At 71.9% G+C, this 19,056-nt stretch carries 16 protein-coding genes and 1 tRNA gene; 9 read left to right on the forward strand and 8 right to left on the reverse strand.

Annotated features, from left to right (window positions below):
• The first annotated feature begins 255 nt into the window (after nucleotides 1–255).
• The gene (locus ACIQVL_RS33675) at nucleotides 256–993 is read left to right on the forward strand and encodes a hypothetical protein (RefSeq protein ID WP_403477244.1); all 738 of its coding nucleotides are present in this window, start codon (nucleotides 256–258) and stop codon (nucleotides 991–993) included.
• A gap of 355 nt (nucleotides 994–1,348) precedes the next feature.
• On the opposite strand, the gene ACIQVL_RS33680 is transcribed toward ACIQVL_RS33675, so the two are convergent.
• From ACIQVL_RS33680 to ACIQVL_RS33690, 3 genes are all read right to left on the reverse strand, one after another.
• Nucleotides 1,349–1,421, reverse strand: a tRNA-Arg gene (locus ACIQVL_RS33680).
• Nucleotides 1,422–1,436: 15 nt separating this feature from the next.
• Nucleotides 1,437–2,369, reverse strand: coding sequence for a DUF2993 domain-containing protein (locus tag ACIQVL_RS33685; RefSeq protein ID WP_403477245.1), 933 nt, complete (start codon nucleotides 2,367–2,369; stop codon nucleotides 1,437–1,439).
• Nucleotides 2,370–2,379: 10 nt separating this feature from the next.
• Nucleotides 2,380–2,985: a TetR/AcrR family transcriptional regulator gene (locus tag ACIQVL_RS33690; protein ID WP_403477246.1), complete on the reverse strand. Its 606-nt coding sequence runs from the start codon at nucleotides 2,983–2,985 to the stop codon at nucleotides 2,380–2,382.
• Between the two features lie 131 nt (nucleotides 2,986–3,116).
• Between ACIQVL_RS33690 and ACIQVL_RS33695 the strand changes: the two genes are divergently transcribed.
• A complete protein-coding gene (locus ACIQVL_RS33695) occupies nucleotides 3,117–4,724 on the forward strand; it encodes an MFS transporter (RefSeq protein ID WP_403477247.1) in 1,608 nt (535 codons plus the stop codon).
• 117 nt (nucleotides 4,725–4,841) lie between these two features.
• Here the strand turns inward: ACIQVL_RS33695 and ACIQVL_RS33700 are convergent, their stop codons facing one another.
• Both ACIQVL_RS33700 and ACIQVL_RS33705 read right to left on the reverse strand, forming a co-directional pair.
• Nucleotides 4,842–6,434, reverse strand: a complete 1,593-nt coding sequence (locus ACIQVL_RS33700) for a helix-turn-helix domain-containing protein (protein WP_403477248.1) — start codon at nucleotides 6,432–6,434, stop codon at nucleotides 4,842–4,844.
• 236 nt (nucleotides 6,435–6,670) lie between these two features.
• Nucleotides 6,671–8,122, reverse strand: coding sequence for a M6 family metalloprotease domain-containing protein (locus tag ACIQVL_RS33705; RefSeq protein WP_403477249.1), 1,452 nt, complete (start codon nucleotides 8,120–8,122; stop codon nucleotides 6,671–6,673).
• A 257-nt stretch (nucleotides 8,123–8,379) separates the two neighbouring features.
• Here ACIQVL_RS33705 and ACIQVL_RS33710 point away from each other — a divergent pair, with 257 nt between their 5' ends.
• Both ACIQVL_RS33710 and ACIQVL_RS33715 read left to right on the forward strand, forming a co-directional pair.
• Complete coding sequence (locus ACIQVL_RS33710) at nucleotides 8,380–9,030, forward strand: TetR/AcrR family transcriptional regulator (RefSeq protein ID WP_403437117.1); 651 nt, start codon at nucleotides 8,380–8,382, stop codon at nucleotides 9,028–9,030.
• A 176-nt stretch (nucleotides 9,031–9,206) separates the two neighbouring features.
• Nucleotides 9,207–10,745 (forward strand): MFS transporter, encoded by a 1,539-nt coding sequence (locus ACIQVL_RS33715; protein ID WP_403437118.1) that lies wholly within the window; start codon nucleotides 9,207–9,209, stop codon nucleotides 10,743–10,745.
• A 63-nt stretch (nucleotides 10,746–10,808) separates the two neighbouring features.
• Here the strand turns inward: ACIQVL_RS33715 and ACIQVL_RS33720 are convergent, their stop codons facing one another.
• On the reverse strand, nucleotides 10,809–11,321 hold the full coding sequence (locus ACIQVL_RS33720; protein ID WP_403437119.1) for a MarR family winged helix-turn-helix transcriptional regulator: 513 nt from the start codon (nucleotides 11,319–11,321) through the stop codon (nucleotides 10,809–10,811).
• A gap of 149 nt (nucleotides 11,322–11,470) precedes the next feature.
• On the opposite strand from ACIQVL_RS33720, the gene ACIQVL_RS33725 reads away from it, so the two are divergent.
• Complete coding sequence (locus tag ACIQVL_RS33725; protein ID WP_403437120.1) at nucleotides 11,471–12,262, forward strand: dioxygenase; 792 nt, start codon at nucleotides 11,471–11,473, stop codon at nucleotides 12,260–12,262.
• A gap of 52 nt (nucleotides 12,263–12,314) precedes the next feature.
• On the opposite strand, the gene ACIQVL_RS33730 is transcribed toward ACIQVL_RS33725, so the two are convergent.
• On the reverse strand, nucleotides 12,315–12,833 hold the full coding sequence (locus ACIQVL_RS33730) for a GNAT family N-acetyltransferase (RefSeq protein ID WP_403477250.1): 519 nt from the start codon (nucleotides 12,831–12,833) through the stop codon (nucleotides 12,315–12,317).
• Nucleotides 12,834–13,072: 239 nt separating this feature from the next.
• On the opposite strand from ACIQVL_RS33730, the gene ACIQVL_RS33735 reads away from it, so the two are divergent.
• On the forward strand, nucleotides 13,073–14,089 hold the full coding sequence (locus ACIQVL_RS33735) for an RNA polymerase sigma factor RpoD/SigA (RefSeq protein ID WP_403437122.1): 1,017 nt from the start codon (nucleotides 13,073–13,075) through the stop codon (nucleotides 14,087–14,089).
• A 540-nt stretch (nucleotides 14,090–14,629) separates the two neighbouring features.
• Nucleotides 14,630–15,277 carry a TetR/AcrR family transcriptional regulator gene (locus tag ACIQVL_RS33740; RefSeq protein WP_403477324.1) on the forward strand — a complete coding sequence of 216 codons (648 nt, stop codon included), beginning with the start codon at nucleotides 14,630–14,632 and terminating at the stop codon, nucleotides 15,275–15,277.
• Nucleotides 15,278–15,408: 131 nt separating this feature from the next.
• On the opposite strand, the gene ACIQVL_RS33745 is transcribed toward ACIQVL_RS33740, so the two are convergent.
• A complete protein-coding gene (locus ACIQVL_RS33745; protein ID WP_403437123.1) occupies nucleotides 15,409–16,383 on the reverse strand; it encodes a helix-turn-helix transcriptional regulator in 975 nt (324 codons plus the stop codon).
• A 62-nt stretch (nucleotides 16,384–16,445) separates the two neighbouring features.
• On the opposite strand from ACIQVL_RS33745, the gene ACIQVL_RS33750 reads away from it, so the two are divergent.
• Both ACIQVL_RS33750 and ACIQVL_RS33755 read left to right on the forward strand, forming a co-directional pair.
• Nucleotides 16,446–18,020, forward strand: a complete 1,575-nt coding sequence (locus ACIQVL_RS33750; RefSeq protein WP_403477251.1) for an MFS transporter — start codon at nucleotides 16,446–16,448, stop codon at nucleotides 18,018–18,020.
• A gap of 266 nt (nucleotides 18,021–18,286) precedes the next feature.
• Nucleotides 18,287–19,048: a DeoR/GlpR family DNA-binding transcription regulator gene (locus tag ACIQVL_RS33755; protein WP_351488291.1), complete on the forward strand. Its 762-nt coding sequence runs from the start codon at nucleotides 18,287–18,289 to the stop codon at nucleotides 19,046–19,048.
• Nucleotides 19,049–19,056 lie beyond the last annotated feature (8 nt).

Raw genomic sequence — 19,056 nt, forward strand, 5'->3', positions numbered from 1 at the left:
CTGCCGCTATCTACACTCCTCTCTCACAGGCGACGGGGTCCGGGCGAGAGTGGGGATGCGATGTCGGCAGGCATTGCGGTTCAGAGGGTGTGGAGTCCGCCCTTTGCGGATCTCCGTGCAGGACGACGCCCTCTGTGGTGGTCCGTCGGCCCTGCAGGCGAGCTTGCTGTGCTGCTTGTTCATCGGCGGCACCTACGTCGAAGCCGTTACGTCAAGGGCTGGGTGGGGTGGGCGCCGACGGTCCCCTTTGACGGAATGCTGGTCATCCGGCACCCCGAGGGGCCGGTTCAACGCCAAACGATCAAGGATATTCAGATCCGGCCCAGTCACATCGCTCTGCTCCCCGACGCCCGACTCCTGATCGTGAGCGGCCGTACGTTCCCAGATGAATCGGGTTCCTGGGAACCGAACGCAGTGATCTTCTCCCTGGACGGTGAACGGGAGGGAACTTTCTGCATCGGTGATGACATCCCTGCTCTGGTGACCGATCAGCACGGAACGATCTGGACGGCTTACGGGGACGAAGGCGTCTACGGAGGCCATCCGGAGTCGGCGGCCGGCCTTGCCGGATGGAGCACGAACGGCCGGGCCCAATGGACACCGGACGGCCGACTCCCTGATGCGCCCTTGGAGGGCTGCACCGCCGCCACAGAGGACGACAAGGTGTGGTTGGTCTGGTACTCCGGCAGCAGCCGCGGGGGCACCTTCCTGACGCGGATCACGCCCTCCACAGGCGAGGTGAAGAGCTGGCCCAGCCCCGTACGGGATCCGGACGGATTCGCTGTACGCGGCCGTCGAGCCGTTCTGAGCAGGCGCGTTCACAACCGGCGGTCGACCGAAGTGGTCCGAGCCGAACTGGTCGGCGATACGTGGAGCGTTACCGAGCGGCGCAGGATGAGGGTGCCCGGCCGGATGGTTATGCGCTGTGGTCAAGCGCGTGACGGTTTTCTGTGGCTGCGGGCCGGCCGCACCTGGCTTCGGATCGAAGCCTGATAGCTGCAGGCGAATTACCTAGCGGTCCACGGCCAGCAAGCCGTTCGCTGGACGGGAGTCTTGAACGCAGATCAGCTGAGACAACATCCGGCATCCGCTTTGCCCGGGGCCAGACAGGCCGAGATCCTCAGCGCCTCGACCGCAGGTCACAGGTTCGGACGAGCTAGATCAACAGGCAGCCCTCACGGTGGAAGGCGCCTGTGCCGGATGGTGTTGATCCGTCGGGAGGGAGATGGGGGTCTGGCGCCCCGTCCGCTCACGCACCGCTTACGCAAACGGCCCCGGACGAGGAGTCCGAGGCCGATTAGAAGCCCTCCCTGATGAAGAAACCCCAGGTCAGAGCGGTAACGCGTTGTGCCCCCGGCAGGATTCGAACCTGCGACACCCGCTTTAGGAGAGCGGTGCTCTATCCCCTGAGCTACGAAGGCGGGGTGTGGCCGCCATCAAGGGCGGTCCCTGACAGCGTAGCGGATCAGTGAACGGCGGTGGGGTGCGGCGAGGTGTTCGGGTCGGGTGGGGAGGTGGGACGCGGTGTCCTCTGTTGTTTTGTTCTGTGGGGTGTCGGTGGCGCGGAAGGTGACCGATGTGCCCGAGAAGCGGGCGGACAGGCCGGTCTCCGTGGTGGTGATCGAGCGCAGGTGCAGGCCGTCGGGGATGTTCCGGAGTTGGAGGGGGCGGTCGAAGGCCTGGTCGAGGACGGTTTGCGCCGGGCCGGACAGCAGGCCGGCCGTGACCTCGAAGTCCTTGAAGGCGATGCGGTTGCCGGCGGCCGCCGAGACGGTGGTCGTCGCGGTGACGCTGTTGCCGAGGGGGAGGGCGACGGTCGCCTTGAGCCGGCCGGGGCGGCTGCCCTGGGAGACCGGCAGGCCGAGGGCGCGGGAGATGTCCGCGTAGGTGAGGCGGGCGGTCGCCCGGGCCGAGCGGGCCCGTGCCTGCCGGTCGTCGTCGGACTTCGTCAACCCCTCCAGGTGCAGGGAGAGTTCGCTGACGGGCAGCGGGCCGGTCGTGTCGTCGGCGGGGATGTCGTGGGCGGTGATGTCCACGTCCCGCAGGCGGCCGGCGGCGATCTGGGTCAGGACCGGGAAGCCGTGCACGTGGACCTCGGGCGGCAGCGGGGTGCGCATGCCCTGCTGGAAGGCCTTCGCCGTCCGTGCCTCCACCTGCGCGGCCAGGAAGCGGTCGACGGCGACGGGGAGCAGGACGAGGAGGAGCAGGAGGGCGACGGCGACGACGGCCGGGCGCCGGTTGTCGCGGGGCGCGGCGGGCGGTTCGTACGCGGTGTGGGCGTCGTAGGGCTCGGCGGCCTGGTGGTAGGGCTCGTAAGGGTGGGGCTCGTGCGGGTACGGCTCGTACGGGTGGGGCTCGGGCTGGTGCATCGGGGTTCCTTCAGTGGGCGGTGTGCAGGCGGCGGACCGTGGTGGTGGCCAGGTCGTCGTCGACGCCGGCGGCGATCAGGGCGGTGGTGGCGGCGGTGGGGCCGTCGTCGGTCCAGGCGCGCGTGTTGGCGGTCTCCAGGAGGGACAGCAGGCAGGCCTCCAGGGCCCGGCTCAGCGGGCCCGGCGGGACGGCGGTGTGGAAGGCGCCCTGCCGCTGGCCCCGGGCGAGGATGCCGGCGACCGCGGTGCGGGCCGGTGCGAGTACCTCGTCGACGCGGTGGGCGTCCAGGTCCTGGCGGGCGAGGTTCACGAGCACGCGGTAACGGTCGGCCGCCGGCCACAACGTGAGGACGAAGCGGGCCAGGGCGGTCGCCGCGTCGGGGGACGGGGCGCGGGTCGCCTCGCTCGCGAGCCGGACCGCCTCGGCGGCGTCCGCGGCGAGCCCTTCGACGAGCGCGGCCCGGCCGGTGAAGTGGACGTAGACGGTCCGTCGGGCCACCCCGGCGGCCTCGGCGATGCCGGCGAGGGTGCAGTCGGGATCGCGGCCGAGTTCGCGCCGGGCCGCTTCCAGGATGCGGTCGCGGGCGGGGGTGCGGAGGTGGGTGCGGGTGGTCACGTCGGTTTGGTACCTCGGAGCCGGGTGGGCGGGCTCTCGATAGTTGCACACCAACGAGCAATAAACTAGCGTGCACATCGATGGGTAATTAAGTGAGCCCCTCGCACCCCCACGTCCCCTGGGAGAGTCCCGTGCCGTTTCTTGCCACCACCCCCGTCGAGAAGATGAGCGAGCCGTATCCACGGCGCTGGTGGGCCCTGGTCGTGCTGTGTCTGAGCCTGCTGATCGTCGTGATGGCGAACACGTCGCTGATCGTGGCCGCGCCGGACATGACCACGGACCTGGGGCTGAGCAGCAGCGATCTGCAGTGGGTCATCGACGGGTACACCGTCCCCTACGCCGCGCTGATGCTCGTGCTCGGCTCGGTCGGGGACAAGTACAGCCGCCGGGGCGCCCTGATCCTGGGCCTGCTGGTCTTCGCCGCCGGGGCGGTCATGGGCAGCCAGGTCCACCACACCGACCTCGTCATCACCGCACGGGCGATCATGGGCGTGGGGGCCGCCGTCGTCATGCCGGCCACGCTGTCGCTGCTCGTGGCGGTCTTCCCGCGGCGTGAGCGGGCCAGGGCCATCACCGCGTGGACCGCGACTTCGGGACTGGCCATCGCGGTCGGACCGCTGGTCGCCGGGTGGCTGCTGGAGGACCACGCCTGGGGATCGACGTTCCTGATCAACGTCCCGGTCGCCGTCGTCGCCGTCCTCGGCGCCCTCGCGCTCGTGCCGCCGTCCAAGGCGGCGAAGCCGGGCCGGATCGACTACGTCGGCGGGCTGCTGTCGATCGTGTCGGTGGGAAGTCTGGTCTACGCGACCATCGAGGGACCGCACTTCGGCTGGGGCCGGGGCCCGGTCACGGCGGCCGTCGTGGCGGGTGTGGGGCTGCTGGCCTTCGTGGGCTGGGAGTTGCGGCATCCGCAGCCGATGCTGAACGTCCGCAAGTTCGCTCACCGGCCGTTCTCCGGGTCGATGCTCGCGGTGCTGTTCTTCTTCTTCGGCACCTTCGGCGCGATCTACTACGCCACCCAGTTCCTGCAGTTCGTCCTCGGCTACAGCGCGCTGGAGACCGGTGTGCGGCTGCTGCCGCTGGCCGGGGCCGTCTTCGCCGGCGCCGCGATCACCGGGCGGCTGACGCCCAGGCTGGGCATGAAGCCGATGGTGGTGGCCGGCATGGCGATCGGCACCGCGGCCGTCTTCCTGCTCACGCGGATCGACGAGGGCTCGGTCTACACCGACTTCCTGCCGACGATGACGATGCTCGGCTTCGCGATCGGCCTCAGTGTCTCCCCGGCGACCGACACCATCATGGGCTCCTTCCCCGAGTCGGAGCTGGGGGTGGGGGGCGGCGCCAACGACACCGCGCTGGAGCTCGGCGGCTCGCTCGGCATCGCGATCCTCGGCTCGCTGCTCGGCACCGCCTACCGGGACAGGCTGACCGGCCTGGTCGGCGGCCGGCTCCCGGCCGCCGCGCTGGACACCGCCAAGGACTCGGTCGGCGGCGGCATCGCGGTGGCCGAGCAGGTCGCGAAGAACCCGGCCGCCGGCGGACCGCAGCAGGCGCGGGCGCTGCTCGACGCCGTCCACGAGGCCTTCGGCCACGGCGTCGCGCAGACCAGCCTGATCGGCGGGATCATCATGGCCGCCGGGACGATGATCGTGCTCGCGGTACTCCCCGGACTCCGGGGCGAGACCGGGCCCGAGCAGAACGCCGGACAGCCGGAGCCGGAGCGGGCGGGCGTCGCCTGAGCCGCACCCGCCCCCAGTCGGACCGTGCCCGAGCGGCGCACGGTCCCGGACGGTGCCGGGAGGGACGCCCGGCACCGTCCGCAGCCCGCCGGGGCCTTCTGCTCCCGGGCCCCCGGGTCAGGACAGCGGGACGTGCGTGAAACGGGACGCGATGCGGAGGTCGTCCTGGATCCGGGCCGCCGTGGCGTGCAGGACGGGCAGCACTTCGCTCACGCATTCCGCCAGGGTGCGGCGGGCCGCGTGGGTGGCCACGTTCACGGCTGCGACCGGGCGGCCCGCCCGGTCCCGTACCGGTACCGCGATCGACCGCAGGCCCGACTCCAGCTCCTCGTCCGCCAGGGCGTACCCGCCCGGTCCGGCGAGGCCCAGCAGGGCCCGGCCGAGCGCCGTACGGCTCGCCGGCAGGCGGGTGCCCACGGTGATGTCCACCGTCAGGACCCGGCTCGCGGCCGCCACCGCGACGTACTGGATCTCCGCCGGCCCGGTGCCCGGGACGCCCGGGACCGGAACCGCCAGCGCCGTCGGCTCGTCGAGCCGGTCCGCGAGGGCGCGCAGCCAGGGGACCGCGAGCCGGGAGAGGGTGGTGCGGGACAGCGGGGGGTAACCCAGGGACAGCACCCGGGGGGTGAGGGTGAACTCGCGGCCGTCCGCGGAGACCAGGCCCAGGTGCTCGTACGTGATCAGGGCGCGCCGGGCCGTCGCCCGGGCCAGGCCGGTCGCCTTCGCCACGTCGGTCAGGGTCAGCGCCGGGCGGCCCTCGCCGAAGGCGGTGAGGACCGTCAGGCCCCGGGCCAGTGACTCCACGAAGTCGCGGCCGAGTTCGTGCTTCGAGGCGGCGGTCCAGACGGCGAGGCCGGAGGGCGGCGGCCCCGGCTCCGCGGGCCGGGCCCCGGCCGCGCGCAGCTCCGCCTCCATCGCCGTCACCGCCGTACGCAGCCGGGGGAGCAGGGTCTCGCGCAGGTCCGCCGCCGTCTGGCGGCTGGTGTGGCTGACGACGCTCGCCACGCACGCGACCCGTCCGGTGCCCGGATCGCGCACCGGGACGGACACCGCGACCAGGCCCGGTTCGACCAGCTGGTCGTCCAGGGCCCAGCCGCTGCGCCGGGCCTGCTCGGTCCGCGCCTCGAAGTCGTCGGCGGCGGCCGGGTTCCGGGGCGGTACGGCGGGGAAGCCCGCGTCCGTCGGGTCCGCGGTGCGCCGCGCCCGCCAGGCCGCCCACTCCGGCTCCGTCCACTCGGCCGCGAACAGCGGGCCGGGGGCGGTGCGTTCGGCCGGCAGCAGGTCGCCGATGCGGAAGCTGACGGACATCGCGCGGCGCCGGGTCGCCTGGTGGATGAACCGGATGCCGTCCCGGTCGGCGACCGCGAGGGACACCGACTCGTCCAGTTCGTCGGCGACCGCGTCGGCGTGTCCGTCCAGCAGCGCGGGCAGGCGCAGGGCGGCCAGGTAGGCGTTGCCGAGTTCCATCACGCGCGGGGTGAGCACCGCGTCCCGGCCGTCCTGGCGGACGTATCCCATGCGGGCGAGGGTCGCGGTGATGCGGTCCACCGTGGAGCGGGCGAGGCCGGTACGCCGTTCCAGCGCGCTCGCGCTCAGCGTCCCGCCGGCCTCGGTCAGCGCCGCCAGCACCGCCACGCCCCGGATCAACGGCGCCACCGCCTCGGCAGGCGGCTCGTGCGCCACGGGGACGGAGGGCAAGGGGGCGGTCATCTACTCTCCGGCTCCGATACGACGGTCTGCGGCTCTCCGGCTCTCCGGCTTTGTGGCTCTGCGGCTCCGACACGACGGTTCGCTGCTCTGCGGCTCCGACACGACGGTTCGCTGCTCTCCGGCTCCGACACGACGGTTCGCGGGATCTCGGACCTTCGCACGGCGATCAGCGCACGCCTACCGTAAACCGTGGTCCACCCGACCGGCGCCGGGTCCGGCAACCCGCCCCGGGCGGCCTACCCCCGCTCCACCCGCACCTGGTAGTTCCCCTCCCCGTCCACCCCCGTCACCTGCACCTCGATCCCGTGCGCGGGGTCCTTGAAGCTCTCGCCCGGCCCGAAGGGGGCGTCGGAGAGTTCCGTCTGGACGTTGGGGCTGCGGGTGCAGCCACCGGAGTCGCGGTGGGCGTCGTACACCTTGATCGGTCCGCGGCCGGTGTCGACGTTCGCGTCGACCTTGTAGACGAGGACGCCGGGGCGGCAGACCTCCTCGTCGTTGCCGCCCTTCGCGCGCACCTCCAGGGCGTAGCCGGTGCGGGCGTCGACGGGGACGAAGACCAGTTTCCGGCCGCCGGGACGGGAGAGGGGGGTCAGCGAGTACCCGGTGCCGCCGCGGGCCGCCGCGCAGCTGACCTGGTCGGGGTCGAGCCACCCCAGTTTCCACTTGTGCCAGGCGAGGAGGTCGTTGTCGGCGCCCCAGTCCTCGCTCATGATGTCCCAGTGCCCGACCGCGCCCCCGCCCTCCTGGGTGTAGAGGTCGGGCAGGCCGAAGACATGGCCGTTCTCGTGGGGGAGGACCCGGTAGCCGGTGCGGGTGTAGGAGCCGGAGCCGTCGTCCTGGCGGGAGTAGACGAAGGAGGCGTTGGCGACCGGCGTGCCGTCGGCGACCGGGGCGTCGCCGTTGCCGGCGAACGTCACGGACAGCACGGTGTCCAGGGCGGAGGGGCCGGCGTTCGGGGTGACCAGGACGTTCAGGAGGTCGTACGACCGGAAGTCCACGTCCGGGTCGGCGGCGGCCACGATGTCCTGGACCAGCTGCCGGTAGCCGGGGTCGAAGGGCGCGCCGCGCTCTATGCCGTAGTCGCCGAACGCCTTCGGCATCCGCAGCCAGTGGTCGATCGGGGCGGCGGGCTGGTAGTCGAGCTTGCCGTAGGAGGCGGTGCGGAACCAGTCCTGGGTCTGCGGGAAGAACTCGTGGTAGCGGTCGAGCGCGCTGCCCTGGCCGGGTGCGTCGGGGAAGTCGACCATCAGGGTGAGGGCGTGCACGGTGCCGGTGGAGCGGGAGTAGCCGGCGGGGGTGGGGACGCCCTCGGTCATCTGGATCTCGTGGCCGCCGCTGATCATGCAGGGGCCGTAGACGGAGTTGCGGGCCAGCGCGATCGGGCCGGGGCCGGCCGGTGCGGGAGCCGCCGTGAGGTGCCCGGTGCCCGCCGAGGTGCCGACCGCGAGGATCAGCGCGGCCACGGCGGCGAGGCAGACCGCACGGCGGGGGCGTATGCGGCGGCCGGGGCCTGGGCCACGACCGCGGGCCGGGGCCGCGCGGCGGGACGACGGCGTACGGCGGCGCGGCGAGGTACGGCGGTGCGGTGAAGTACGGCGGTGCGCGAGGCCCGTGAGGCTCAGGAGGTCCGCGAGGGCCACGGGTATCCGGCGGCGGGCGGGTATACGGCGGCTGGGCTGCGGCTGCATGCACGGACCTTTCGCGCCACGGCAGCCGCCGGTCACCGGCTGCACCCTCTGGATCACCCTGTGTCGGCCGGGCGGCGGGCGCGCGCTGGAGGGGCCGATCGTGGGATTCCCCGGAGCGGGAGAGTGTGACTCAGGTCACGTGAAATTCGGAGAAGGTGTGGAAATAACCGGGGACCCTCTCCCCGTTTGGAACTGTGTCCGCGCGAAACGGGGAACGCCTCCCCGGATCGCGGAAACCTTCAGACCAGGAGTACGCCGTGCAGACCGCGACCGCCCTCCCCGCCGTGCGCAAGGCACCCCGGCCTCGCGCCGACGCCCTGCGCAACCGGGAGCGGATCGTCACCGCCGCCCGCGAGATGTTCACCGAGTACGGCCCCGACGTGCCGCTCGACGACATCGCCCGCCGGGCCGGCGTCGGCAACGCCACGGTGTACCGCAACTTCCCCGACCGCGACGCGCTCGTCCGTGAGGTCGTCTGCTCCGTGATGGACCGGACGTCGGAGGCGGCCGAGCTGGCGCTCGCGGAGAGCGGGGACGCCTTCGGGGCGCTGGAGCGCTTCGTGCACATCTCCGCCGACGAGCGGGTCAGCGCGCTGTGCCCGATGGTCTCCAGCACCTTCGACCAGAACCACCCCGACCTGGAAGCGGCGCGTCGGCGGTGCGAGCAGCTCATCGGGCAGCTCATGGACCGCGCCAAGGCGGCCGGACAGCTCCGTGCGGACGTGGGTGTCGGCGATGTGATGATCGCCGTGGCCCAGCTCAGCCGGCCCCCGTTCGGCACCGACTGCCTGGTCGGCGACCGCTTCGTCCACCGTCATCTGCAGCTGTTCCTGGACGGGTTGCGGGCACCGGCCCGCTCCGCCCTGCCGGGCACGGCCGTGACCATGGAGGACCTCCGCCAGGCCTGAACGACCGAGAGCGACAGCACAGTCCCGCAGGGGCCGATCAGTTACCGACCGGACAACGGTCTCACCTCACGCGGTCCCTGTTCCGCACCGACCACCACACCGTCTGCGCTTCACCGATCCCTTTTTTCTTCGACTTTCCGTCACGAAGCAATTGAAGTCACGAAATGGGTACCCCCATGTCTGAAACAGCCGCAAAGGCTTCCGGCGCACCGGCACCGTCCGGTGACGCCAACCGCTGGAAAGCGCTCGTCTTCATCGCGCTCGCCCAGCTGATGGTCGTCCTCGACGCCACCATCGTGAACATCGCGCTGCCCTCCGCCCAGGCCGACCTGGGCATCTCCGACGGCAACCGGCAGTGGGTCGTCACGGCCTACGCCCTCGCCTTCGGCGGTCTCCTCCTCTTCGGCGGCCGGATCGCGGACCTGTGGGGCCGCAAGCGGGCCTTCGTCATAGGCCTGACCGGCTTCGCCGCCGCCTCCGCGCTCGGCGGCGCCGCGACCAGCGGCGCGATGATGTTCGGCGCCCGTGCCCTGCAGGGTGTCTTCGGCGCCATGCTCGCCCCGGCCGCGCTCTCCCTGCTCGCCGTGATGTTCACGGACGCCAAGGAGCGCGCCAAGGCCTTCGGCATCTACGGCGCGATCGCCGGTGGCGGCGGCGCCGTCGGCTTCATCCTCGGCGGTGTGCTCACCGAGTACCTGGACTGGCGCTGGACGTTCTTCGTGAACATCCCGTTCGCCATCGTCGCCGCGCTCGGTGCGTACTTCGTCATCCGTGAGCCGGAGGGCGGCCGCAACCGCAACCCGCTCGACATCCCCGGCGTGCTCCTGTCCACCCTGGGCCTGGTCTCGCTGGTGTACGGCTTCACCCGCGCCGAGTCCGACGGCTGGGGCGACACCACCACCGTCGGCCTGTTCGTCGCCTCCGCGGTGCTGCTGATCGCGTTCGTCGTCACCGAGACCCGGGTCAAGGCCCCGCTGCTGCCGCTGCGCGTGGTCCTCGACCGCAACCGCGGCGGTATCTACCTCTCCCTCGGTGTCGCGATCATCGCGATGTTCGGCACCTTCCTCTTCCTGACCTACTACCTCCAGGTCATCAAGGGCTTCTCGCCGATCAAGACCGGCTTCGCCTTCCTGCCGATGATCGCGGGCATGATGGTCGGCTCCACCCAGATCGGCACCCGTCTGATGACCCGGGTCCCGGCCCGGACCCTGATGGGCCCCGGCTTCCTGGTCGCCGCGGCCGGCATGCTGGTCATGACCCAGATCGAGATCGGCTCGTCGTACGCGTCGACGATCCTGCCCGCGATGGTGCTGCTCGGTCTCGGCATGGGTACGGCGTTCATGCCGGCCATGTCCCTGGCCACGCTCGGCGTCGAGCCCCGGGACGCCGGTGTCGCCTCCGCGATGGTCAACACCTCGCAGCAGGTCGGCGGCGCCATCGGTACGGCCCTGCTGAACACCATCGCCGCGTCCGCGACGACGTCGTACATCAAGGACCACATCGCGACCGCGGCCTCCAAGCCGCAGCAGCAGCTGGTCCAGATGGAGGGTGCGGTGCACGGCTACGCCAGCGCGATCTGGGTCGCCGTCGGCATGCTGGTGCTGGCCGCGGTGATCGTGGTGTCCCTGGTCAACGCCGGCAAGCCGGAAGCCACGCCGGTGGCCACCGGGGACGGCGCGGAGGACGAGGTGGCGGTCCCGGTGATCGCCCACTGAGCAGCTGAGCGACCCACCGACGGACCGTAGGGGTACCCGCACGCGGGCCTGTCCCTGAGCTCCTCAGCGGAGCCAGGGCAGGTCCGCGCCCGCTTCGTCGGGCTGCAGGCCCTCGGCGACGATCTGCATGATCTCGCCGAGGGCCTGCTGCTGTTCCGCCGTCAGCCGCTCGAACAGCGCCTGCCGTACGGCGGTCACGTGACCCGGTGCGTGGCGCCGCAGCACCTCGGTGCCCTCGTCGGTCAGGACGGCGAACTGGCCCCGCTTGTCGGAGGGGCAGTCCTCCCGCCGTACCCAGCCGTTCTTCTCCAGACGGGCGACGGCGTGCGAGAGCCGGGACCGGGTGATCTTGGCCTGCATCGCCAGCTCGGTCATCCGCAGCCGCCGTCCGGGTGCCTCGGCGAGCCCGACGAGCAGGCCGTAGTAGATGTGCGGCATCCCCGCGTCACGCTGGAGCTGACGGTCCAGATGGTCCTCCAGCAGGGTCGTGGCGTGCAGGTACGAGCGCCAGACGCGCTGTTCGTGGTCGGTGAGCCAGCGGCTCTGCGTGGTGGCGGATCCGGATGCCGTATTCATGTGTCCCACTGTACGAGGGCTCTCCTTGAAACTTAAACAAGTGGGGCGTAGGGTGGCGACGGAAAGCTTGAGATTTAAAACATTCGTTGCTGGAGAGTCGAAGGATGGGGGCCGGGAAGGCAGCCCGGCGCCCGGAGGGAGCCGCCGCCATGTCCGCCGCCGCACCGGAGCGCATGCCCGCCCTCTATCTGAGCCACGGCGCGCCGCCGCTCGCCGACGACCCCGTCTGGCCCGGCGAACTCGCCGCCTGGAGCGCCGGCCTCCCTCGTCCCAGGGCGATCCTGATGGTCTCCGCCCACTGGGAGGAGGCCCCTCTCGCCCTCGGCGCCGTGCGGACCGTCCCCCTCGTCTACGACTTCTGGGGCTTTCCGGAGCACTACTACCAGGTGCGGTACGACGCTCCCGGCGCACCGGAGCTTGCCGAGAGCGTGCGCAAGCTGCTGCGCGCCCCCGGTATCCCCGTCCAGGACATCCCGGACCGCGGTCTCGACCACGGCGCCTACGTGCCCCTGGTGGAGATGTTCCCGGCCGCGGACATCCCGGTCCTGCAGATCTCCATGCCCACCCTCGACCCGGTCCGCCTGATGGAGATCGGCCGCCGGCTCGCCCCGCTGCGCGACGAGGGCGTGCTGATCGTCGGCTCCGGCTTCTTCACCCACAACCTGGCCGCCCTGCGCCACCTCGGCAGCGGCGTGCCGACCTGGTCCTCCGAGTTCGACGACTGGGGGCGCCGGGCCCTGGAGAACCGCGACTGGGACGCCCTGCTCGACTTCCTCGACAAGGCCCCGGCCGGCCGCTACGCCCACCCGCGCACCGAGCACTTCGCCCCGCTCTTCGTCACCATGGGCGCCGCGGAGGCGGGCGGCGAACTGGACGCGCAGAAGTCGGTGATCGACGGGTTCTGGATGGGAATGGCGAAGCGGTCCGTGCAGTTCGGGTGACGGGACCGGCCCCCGCGGGCCCCGTGGGGGCCGGTGGGGGCCGGTGGGGCGCCTACAGCGGGCGCTCGTACCAGGCCACGTCCCAGTAGCGGCCGAACTTCCGGCCCACCTCGCGGTACGTGCCGACGTACCGGAAGCCGAAGCGCTCGTGCAGCCGGGTGGACGCCTCGTTCGGCTGTGCGATGCCCGCGTAGGCGCGGTGCAGGTCCTCGCCCGCGAGCGCCTCGAAGAGGGCCGTGTAGAGGAGCGTGCCGGTACCGCGCCGGCCGGCGCCCGGGGCGACGTACACCGTGGTCTCCACGGACGTCGCGTAGGCCGGTTTCGCTCGGTAGGGGCTGGACGTGGCGTACCCGAGAATCTCCTGTGAGTCCGCCGACGTGGCAACCATCAGGCGGTACGGGCCGTCTTCCGGGTGGGAGAGCAGCCACGGACGACGCTCTTCCGGCGTGAAGGCCACCGTGTCGAATGTGATGGACGTCTCACGAACGTAGTGATTGTAGATCCCCGTGAGGGCTACGAGGTCTCCCTCGGCTCCCTGTCTGACCTGCACCTCTGTACGTTCCGACGGCACCGCGCCTCCTCGCGTGGTCGCACAGGGTACTGCATGATCAGAAAAATCGGGGGGCAGCATGGGAATTCTGTCCGGATTCCAGTCGTTGTTTCCTTCAGATGCCGGGCACTCGACGACAGTCCGAGGAGTTCCAGAAGTGGAGTTCCGGAGCGCTGCAGTCCGAGCGCCGAGCATTCGCTGAAGGACCGAGAAGAACCGACAGGACCACCCCGCCCGCCCACCATCGCAAGGGAGCACGCATGGCAACCCGTGCCGTCGCCCGTCGTCAGTCCGCCGCCACCGGCGAGACGGCCGACTCGGCAAGCAGTGTTCGCGCCCATGGCGTTCGCGGCCATGGCGGCGAGATCGCCGACCGCGATCTGGTCGGCATGTACCTCGACGAGATCGCGCGCACACCGCTCCTCGACGCCGCCAAGGAAGTCGAGCTGTCCCAGACCATAGAGGCGGGTGTGTTCGCACAGCAGCTCCTCGACGGCGAGGAGGAGTCCGCGTCCGACGCCACCCGCGAGGAGCTGGAGGCGCTCGTCGCCGACGGCGAGCGGGCGAAGGACGTCTTCATCCGCTCCAACCTCCGCCTGGTCGTGGCCGTCGCCCGGCGCTACCCGCGCAGCGGCCTGCCCCTGCTCGACCTGATCCAGGAGGGCAACGCCGGCCTGGTGCGCGCCGTCGAGAAGTTCGACTACCGCAAGGGCTTCAAGTTCTCGACGTACGCCACCTGGTGGATCCGCCAGGCGATCACCCGCTCCATCGCCGACCAGTCCCGGACCATCCGGCTCCCCGTCCACCTGGTGGAGGAGCTCGGCCGGATCCGCCGTGTCCAGCGCGAGTTCAACCGGAAGAACGGCCGCGACCCGGAGCCGGCCGAGATCGCCGCCGAGCTCGACTCCACCCCGGAGCGCGTCACCGACGTGCTGGACTGGGCCCGTGACCCGGTCTCGCTGAACATGGCGGTGGACGACGACGGCGACACCCAGTTCGGCGACCTCCTGGAGGACACGTCGGCGGTCAGCCCCGAGCAGTCCGTCCTGACCCTCCTGCGCAGCGAGGAACTGGACGACCTGATCGGCCGCCTGGACCAGCGCACGGCCTCGATCATCAAGATGCGCTACGGCATCGAGGACGGCCGCGAGCGCACGCTGACCGAGGTCGGCAAGGAGCACGGCCTGACCCGTGAGCGCATCCGCCAGATCGAGAAGCACGCGCTGCTCGAACTGAAGAAGCTGGCCCGCTCCACCGGGTTCGAGCCGGCGGCGTAAGGGGGCTGTACGGGGCGGGGGTTCACCACGAGCGGGGCTCGCGTGACCAGTGCGCGCGAGACTCCGCTCGCGCCGGGGCGCGTACGCCGGGTGGCGAAAGACGGCGCAAACATGGCGCGGTACCGCCGCTTCGCGGGTCCGCGTGTAGGGAACAACCATCCAGGGCCGGGGAGTCGGGGTCCAGGGCGGACCACTCCCCGCGGAGGCGACGGCTCCTGACGGGGCGACAGCCGCCGACGGGCCACGACACCCCTGACGCCCGCTCGTCCACCAGCCACGTCCCGACGCACCATCCCCCCGGCGCCGGGACTCTCCCAGAGCCGGGCTCCGGCGCCCATCCCCCCGGGTGCCGGAGCCCGGCTCCACCTCCGCGCGGGGCGTGCGACGGGCCGCGTTTGCCCGGACCCGGCGCCGCTTGGCATGCTGAAACGGTGGTTCACCCCGTACCTGAACCACGGGGTGAACCACCGGATGGCAGATTCTGCCACAGAGGCATAGCCTGCCGAGGTGAGCACCCCCAGCACCACCGGCAACACCCCCATGCAGGGCCCCGCCCACCTCTCCCTCACGGAACGGCGCAAGGCGGAGACCCGCATGGAGATCGCCCGGGCGGCCGCGGGCCTCTTCGTGCGGCGGGGCCTGCGGGCCACGCGCGCCGAGGACATCGCACAGGCCGCCGGCATCGCGCCGCGCACGTTCTACCGCTACTTCGCCACGAAGGAGGAGGCGGTCGCCCCGCTCTACGCGGCGGGCGCCCAACGCTGGGCGGAGGCGGTACGGTCGGCCCCCGCCTCCCTCTCCGTCCCCGAGGCACTCGAACACGCCGTCCGGCACACCCTGACCCCCGGCGTCGGGGTCTCCGCGGCCTCCTGGGAATGGGTCCGTACCCTGATCCACCTGGCCGCCGCGAGCCCGGCCCTGCGCAAGGTGTGGGCGGAGGTGTGCCAGTCCTCGGACGAGCTGCTGACGTCGATCCTGGCGGAGCGTACGTCCGTCCCCGTCGACAACGTTGCCCCGTCCGCCCACCTCCGTTTCGCCGCGGCGGTGGCCGGCGCGGCGGTCAGGGTGGCCGTCGAGTCCTGGGCAGCGGGCACGGCCGCCCCCACGGGACCGGAGGGTCCGGCAGCCCTGGCCCTGCAGAACCTGTCGGCGCTACGGGGGTTCGCGTGGGAGGGCCCCGGCGCGTAGCGGTTGCGGTTCGGCTGCGGGCGGGTGGGGCTGGTCGCGCAGTTCCCCCAGCCTCCGGCCGGGGGGACCCCCAGCGCCCCCGAAGGGGCGCCGCCCGGCCGCGTCCTGCACCCGGCCGGCGCCGGTGAGCGTCACACCCCGCCTCCGGCCCGGCTCAACCGTCCCCCCAACTCCCGCACGCAGGCCACCAGTTCCGCGGGCTCCCGGACCACGAACTCGCACCCCACCATCGCCAGCCGCACCGCCAGCCACTCCACCGGATCCCCGGTGTCCCCCCGCACCACGCACCAGCCGCCGCCCCCTTCCTCCGCCACCGGCGTCCCCAGCCACCCCGGCAGCCGCGCCCCCACCTCCGCCACCGACCCGGCGAACGCGACGGCGAACCCGTACGTCTCCTGCCGCCGCTGGATGGACCGCCGCAGGAATTCCGCCGCACTCCCCGTGGGCAGCTCCCGCGGAGCGAACCGCGCGCCGGTGGCGAACGGCTCGCTCACCCGGTCGACCCGGAACGTCCGCCAGTCGTCGCGGTCGAGGTCGTACGCCACGAGGTACCACCGCCGCCCCGTCGACACCAGCCGGTACGGCTCCGCCTGCCGGTGCGTCCCGCTCCCGTCCGCCGCCCGGTAGGCGAACCGCAGCCGCTCCCGCCCCGCGACCGCCGACGCCATCACGGTCAGCGTCTCGGGCGCGATACTCGCCCCGTCCCCGCTGGTCAGCGGTGTGGTCGCGGCCTGGAGCGTGGTCACCCGGTGCCGCAGCCGGGCCGGCAGCACCTGCTCCAGCTTCGCCAGCGCCCGCACCGACGCCTCGTCCACCCCCGCCACGGCATGCCCCGCCCCGGCCCGCAGCCCGACCGCGATGGCGACGGTCTCCTCGTCGTCGAGCAGCAGCGGCGGCATCGCCTTCCCGGCGACCAGCCGGTACCCCCCGTCGGCCCCCTTGCTGGCCTCCACGGGATACCCCAGCTCCCGCAGCCGGTCGATGTCGCGCCGCACGGTGCGCCGCGACACCCCGAGCCGGTCGGCGAGCTCACCGCCGGGCCATTCGCGGGGCGTCTGAAGAAGAGACAGCAACTGGAGGAGCCGGGCCGGAGTGTCCGTCGTCATGCGGACGAGGATGCCGTATCACTAGGACAGGATCTGGCCTAATCGGTTCCTAGAGTGACGTCATGACCTCAACCGACGTCGGCACCGACATCCCCAAGGGGCGCGGGACTGTATCGAGCAGCGGCTCCGCCGCGGTGCGCGACCAGCCACACATCACCGCCACCCGGCACACGACACCGACCCCCACGGCGCTCTCCGGACCAGCGCCCGACCGAACTCGCTGGCTGGCGTTGGCCATCGTTATGACCGCAGCCTTCATGGACCTCGTCGACGTCACCATCGTCAACATCGCCATCCCCTCCATCCAGCGGGACGCCGGTGCCTCGTTCAGCCAGATCCAGTGGATAACCGCCGGCTACGCTCTCGCCTTCGCCGCCGGCCTGATCACCGGCGGCCGTCTCGGCGACATCCACGGCCGCAAACGGCTGTTCCTGGTCGGCGTCGCGGGATTCACCCTGGCCTCGGCCCTCTGCGGCTTCGCCGCGAACCCGGAGATGCTGGTCGCCTCCCGCATCCTGCAGGGCGGCATGGCCGCGCTGATGGTCCCGCAGGTCCTGTCGATCGTGCACGCCACCTTCCCGGCCCACGAACGCGGCAAGGTCTTCGGCCTGTTCGGTGCGATCGTCGGCCTGGGCGCGGTCTCGGGCCCGCTGCTCGGCGCGCTCCTCACCGAGTGGAACCTGTTCGGCCTCGAATGGCGCCCGATCTTCCTCATCAACCTCCCGGTCGGCATCGCCGCCCTGCTCCTCGGCCGCCGTTACATCGGCGAATCCAGGGCCCCGCAGGCGCTCAGGCTCGACCTCGTCGGCGTCGCCCTGGTCACCCTCGGCCTGCTGATGCTGCTCTACCCGCTGACCCGCGGCCGGGAGCTGGGCTGGCCGCTGTGGGGGTACGCGTCGATGGCCGGCGCGCTCGTCGTCTTCGCCGTACTGGTCGCCCACGAACGCCGCAAGGCGGCCCGCGACGGCTCCCCGCTCATCGAGCCCTCCCTCTTCGCGGTCAAGAGCTTCGCCGCCGGTATCGCCGTGCAGACCGTCTTCGGTGTCGCGCTCGGCATCTTCTTCCTGGTCTGGACGCTGTACATGCAGGTCGGCCTCGGCTGGAGCCCGCTGCACGCCGGCCTCACCGGGGTGCCGTTCTCGATCTCCGTCTCGGTCGCGGCCGGCCTGTCCGTGCAGAAACTGGTCCCGCGCTTCGGCCGCAAGGTGCTCCAGGCGGGCGCCCTGCTGATGGGCCTCGGCGTCCTGCTCTACGTCTGGGAGTCGCACCGCTACGGCCTCGCCATCGCCTCCTGGCAGATGGCCCTGCCGCTGGTCGTGATGGGCGCGGGCATGGGTCTGATCGTCGCCCCGCTGACGGACGCGGTGCTCTCGGAGGTGCCGCGCGAGCACGCCGGTTCCGCCTCCGGCCTGATCAACACCGTGCAGCAGATGGGCAACGCGCTCGGCCTCGGCCTGGTCTCGGTGGTCTTCTACGGCGTCATCGGCGACCGGCTGACCCCGTCCGGGGTCGGCCCGGCCTTCGTGCACGCCTTCCAGCACGCCCTGTTCTGGGTGGCCGCGGTCATGGCCGCGATCTTCCTCCTGATGTCCGCCCTGCCGAAGCGCCCGGCGCAGCAGGCCGAACCCGGCCACTGACCACCACCGGACGAAGGGCCCGGCGCCGGAAGGCGCCGGGCCCTTCCGCACGGGCACACGAACGCCTCTGGCCGCCCTGAACTGGCCGAAAGCCCGATCGTGTCCGTTTGTGGCCCGAACCTGTTTACTTTCCGGAAATCGCAGCGTAGCCTCCTCGCGAAACCACAAGTTCGGGCATGAGTCGGACGCGGTCGGACATGAGTCAGGTGTGAGTCGGACACGAACCGGACATCCGTGGGACGTATTTCGGAGCGGAGGCGCAGGGCATGTACGCACCGGAGCGGCAGCAGGAGATCCTCCGGCTCGCCCGTGACGGCGGCCGGGTGGACGTCGTGTCGCTCGCCGAGGAGTTCCAGGTCACGCAGGAGACGATCCGCCGCGACCTGAAGGCCCTCGACCGCGCCGGCCTCGTCCGCCGGGTGCACGGCGGTGCCATCCCGGCCGGGCGGCTCGACTTCGAGCCGGACCTCGCCGAACGCGAGTCCACCTCGGCCGACGAGAAGGACCGCATCGCCAAGGCCGCCGTCCCGGAACTGCCGACCGAGGGCACCCTGATCCTCGACGCCGGTTCCACGGTCGCCCGGCTCGCCGCGGCCATCCCGCTGGAGGCGTCCCTCACCGTCGTCACCCACAGCCTCCCGATCGCGGCCCGCCTCGCCGACCACCCGGGCATCCAGCTCCACCTCGTCGGGGGGCGCGTACGGCACCGTACGCGCGCCGCCGTGGACGCCTGGGCGCTGCGCGCGTACGGCGAGATCCGGGCGGACGTCCTCTTCGTCGCCGCCAACGGCTTCTCCGCAGACCAGGGCCTGACCACCCCCGACCTCGCCGAGGCCGCGGTCAAGCGGGCGGCCGTCGCCGCGGCCCGCCGGGTCGTCCTGCTCGCCGACTCCGCCAAGCACGGCCAGGAGCACTTCGCCCGCTTCGGCGACATGGGCGACGTGGACCTGCTGATCACCGACAGCGGGCTCAGCCCCGAGGACGCCGCCGCCATCGAGCGCGGCGGCACGGAAGTAGTACGAGCATGAACAACACG

Source organism: Streptomyces sp. NPDC090499, assembly GCF_044769305.1.
Taxonomy (GTDB): domain Bacteria; phylum Actinomycetota; class Actinomycetes; order Streptomycetales; family Streptomycetaceae; genus Streptomyces.

Coding starts and splice junctions, on each gene's coding strand:
- ACIQVL_RS33675 (WP_403477244.1), top strand. CDS start 256: ATGCTGGTCATCCGGCACCCCGAGGGGCCGGTTCAACGCCAAACGATC.
- ACIQVL_RS33685 (WP_403477245.1), bottom strand. CDS start 2,369: ATGCACCAGCCCGAGCCCCACCCGTACGAGCCGTACCCGCACGAGCCC.
- ACIQVL_RS33700 (WP_403477248.1), bottom strand. CDS start 6,434: ATGACCGCCCCCTTGCCCTCCGTCCCCGTGGCGCACGAGCCGCCTGCC.
- ACIQVL_RS33705 (WP_403477249.1), bottom strand. CDS start 8,122: ATGCAGCCGCAGCCCAGCCGCCGTATACCCGCCCGCCGCCGGATACCC.
- ACIQVL_RS33715 (WP_403437118.1), top strand. CDS start 9,207: ATGTCTGAAACAGCCGCAAAGGCTTCCGGCGCACCGGCACCGTCCGGT.
- ACIQVL_RS33720 (WP_403437119.1), bottom strand. CDS start 11,321: ATGAATACGGCATCCGGATCCGCCACCACGCAGAGCCGCTGGCTCACC.
- ACIQVL_RS33725 (WP_403437120.1), top strand. CDS start 11,471: ATGTCCGCCGCCGCACCGGAGCGCATGCCCGCCCTCTATCTGAGCCAC.
- ACIQVL_RS33735 (WP_403437122.1), top strand. CDS start 13,073: ATGGCAACCCGTGCCGTCGCCCGTCGTCAGTCCGCCGCCACCGGCGAG.
- ACIQVL_RS33740 (WP_403477324.1), top strand. CDS start 14,630: ATGCAGGGCCCCGCCCACCTCTCCCTCACGGAACGGCGCAAGGCGGAG.
- ACIQVL_RS33745 (WP_403437123.1), bottom strand. CDS start 16,383: ATGACGACGGACACTCCGGCCCGGCTCCTCCAGTTGCTGTCTCTTCTT.
- ACIQVL_RS33750 (WP_403477251.1), top strand. CDS start 16,446: ATGACCTCAACCGACGTCGGCACCGACATCCCCAAGGGGCGCGGGACT.
- ACIQVL_RS33755 (WP_351488291.1), top strand. CDS start 18,287: ATGTACGCACCGGAGCGGCAGCAGGAGATCCTCCGGCTCGCCCGTGAC.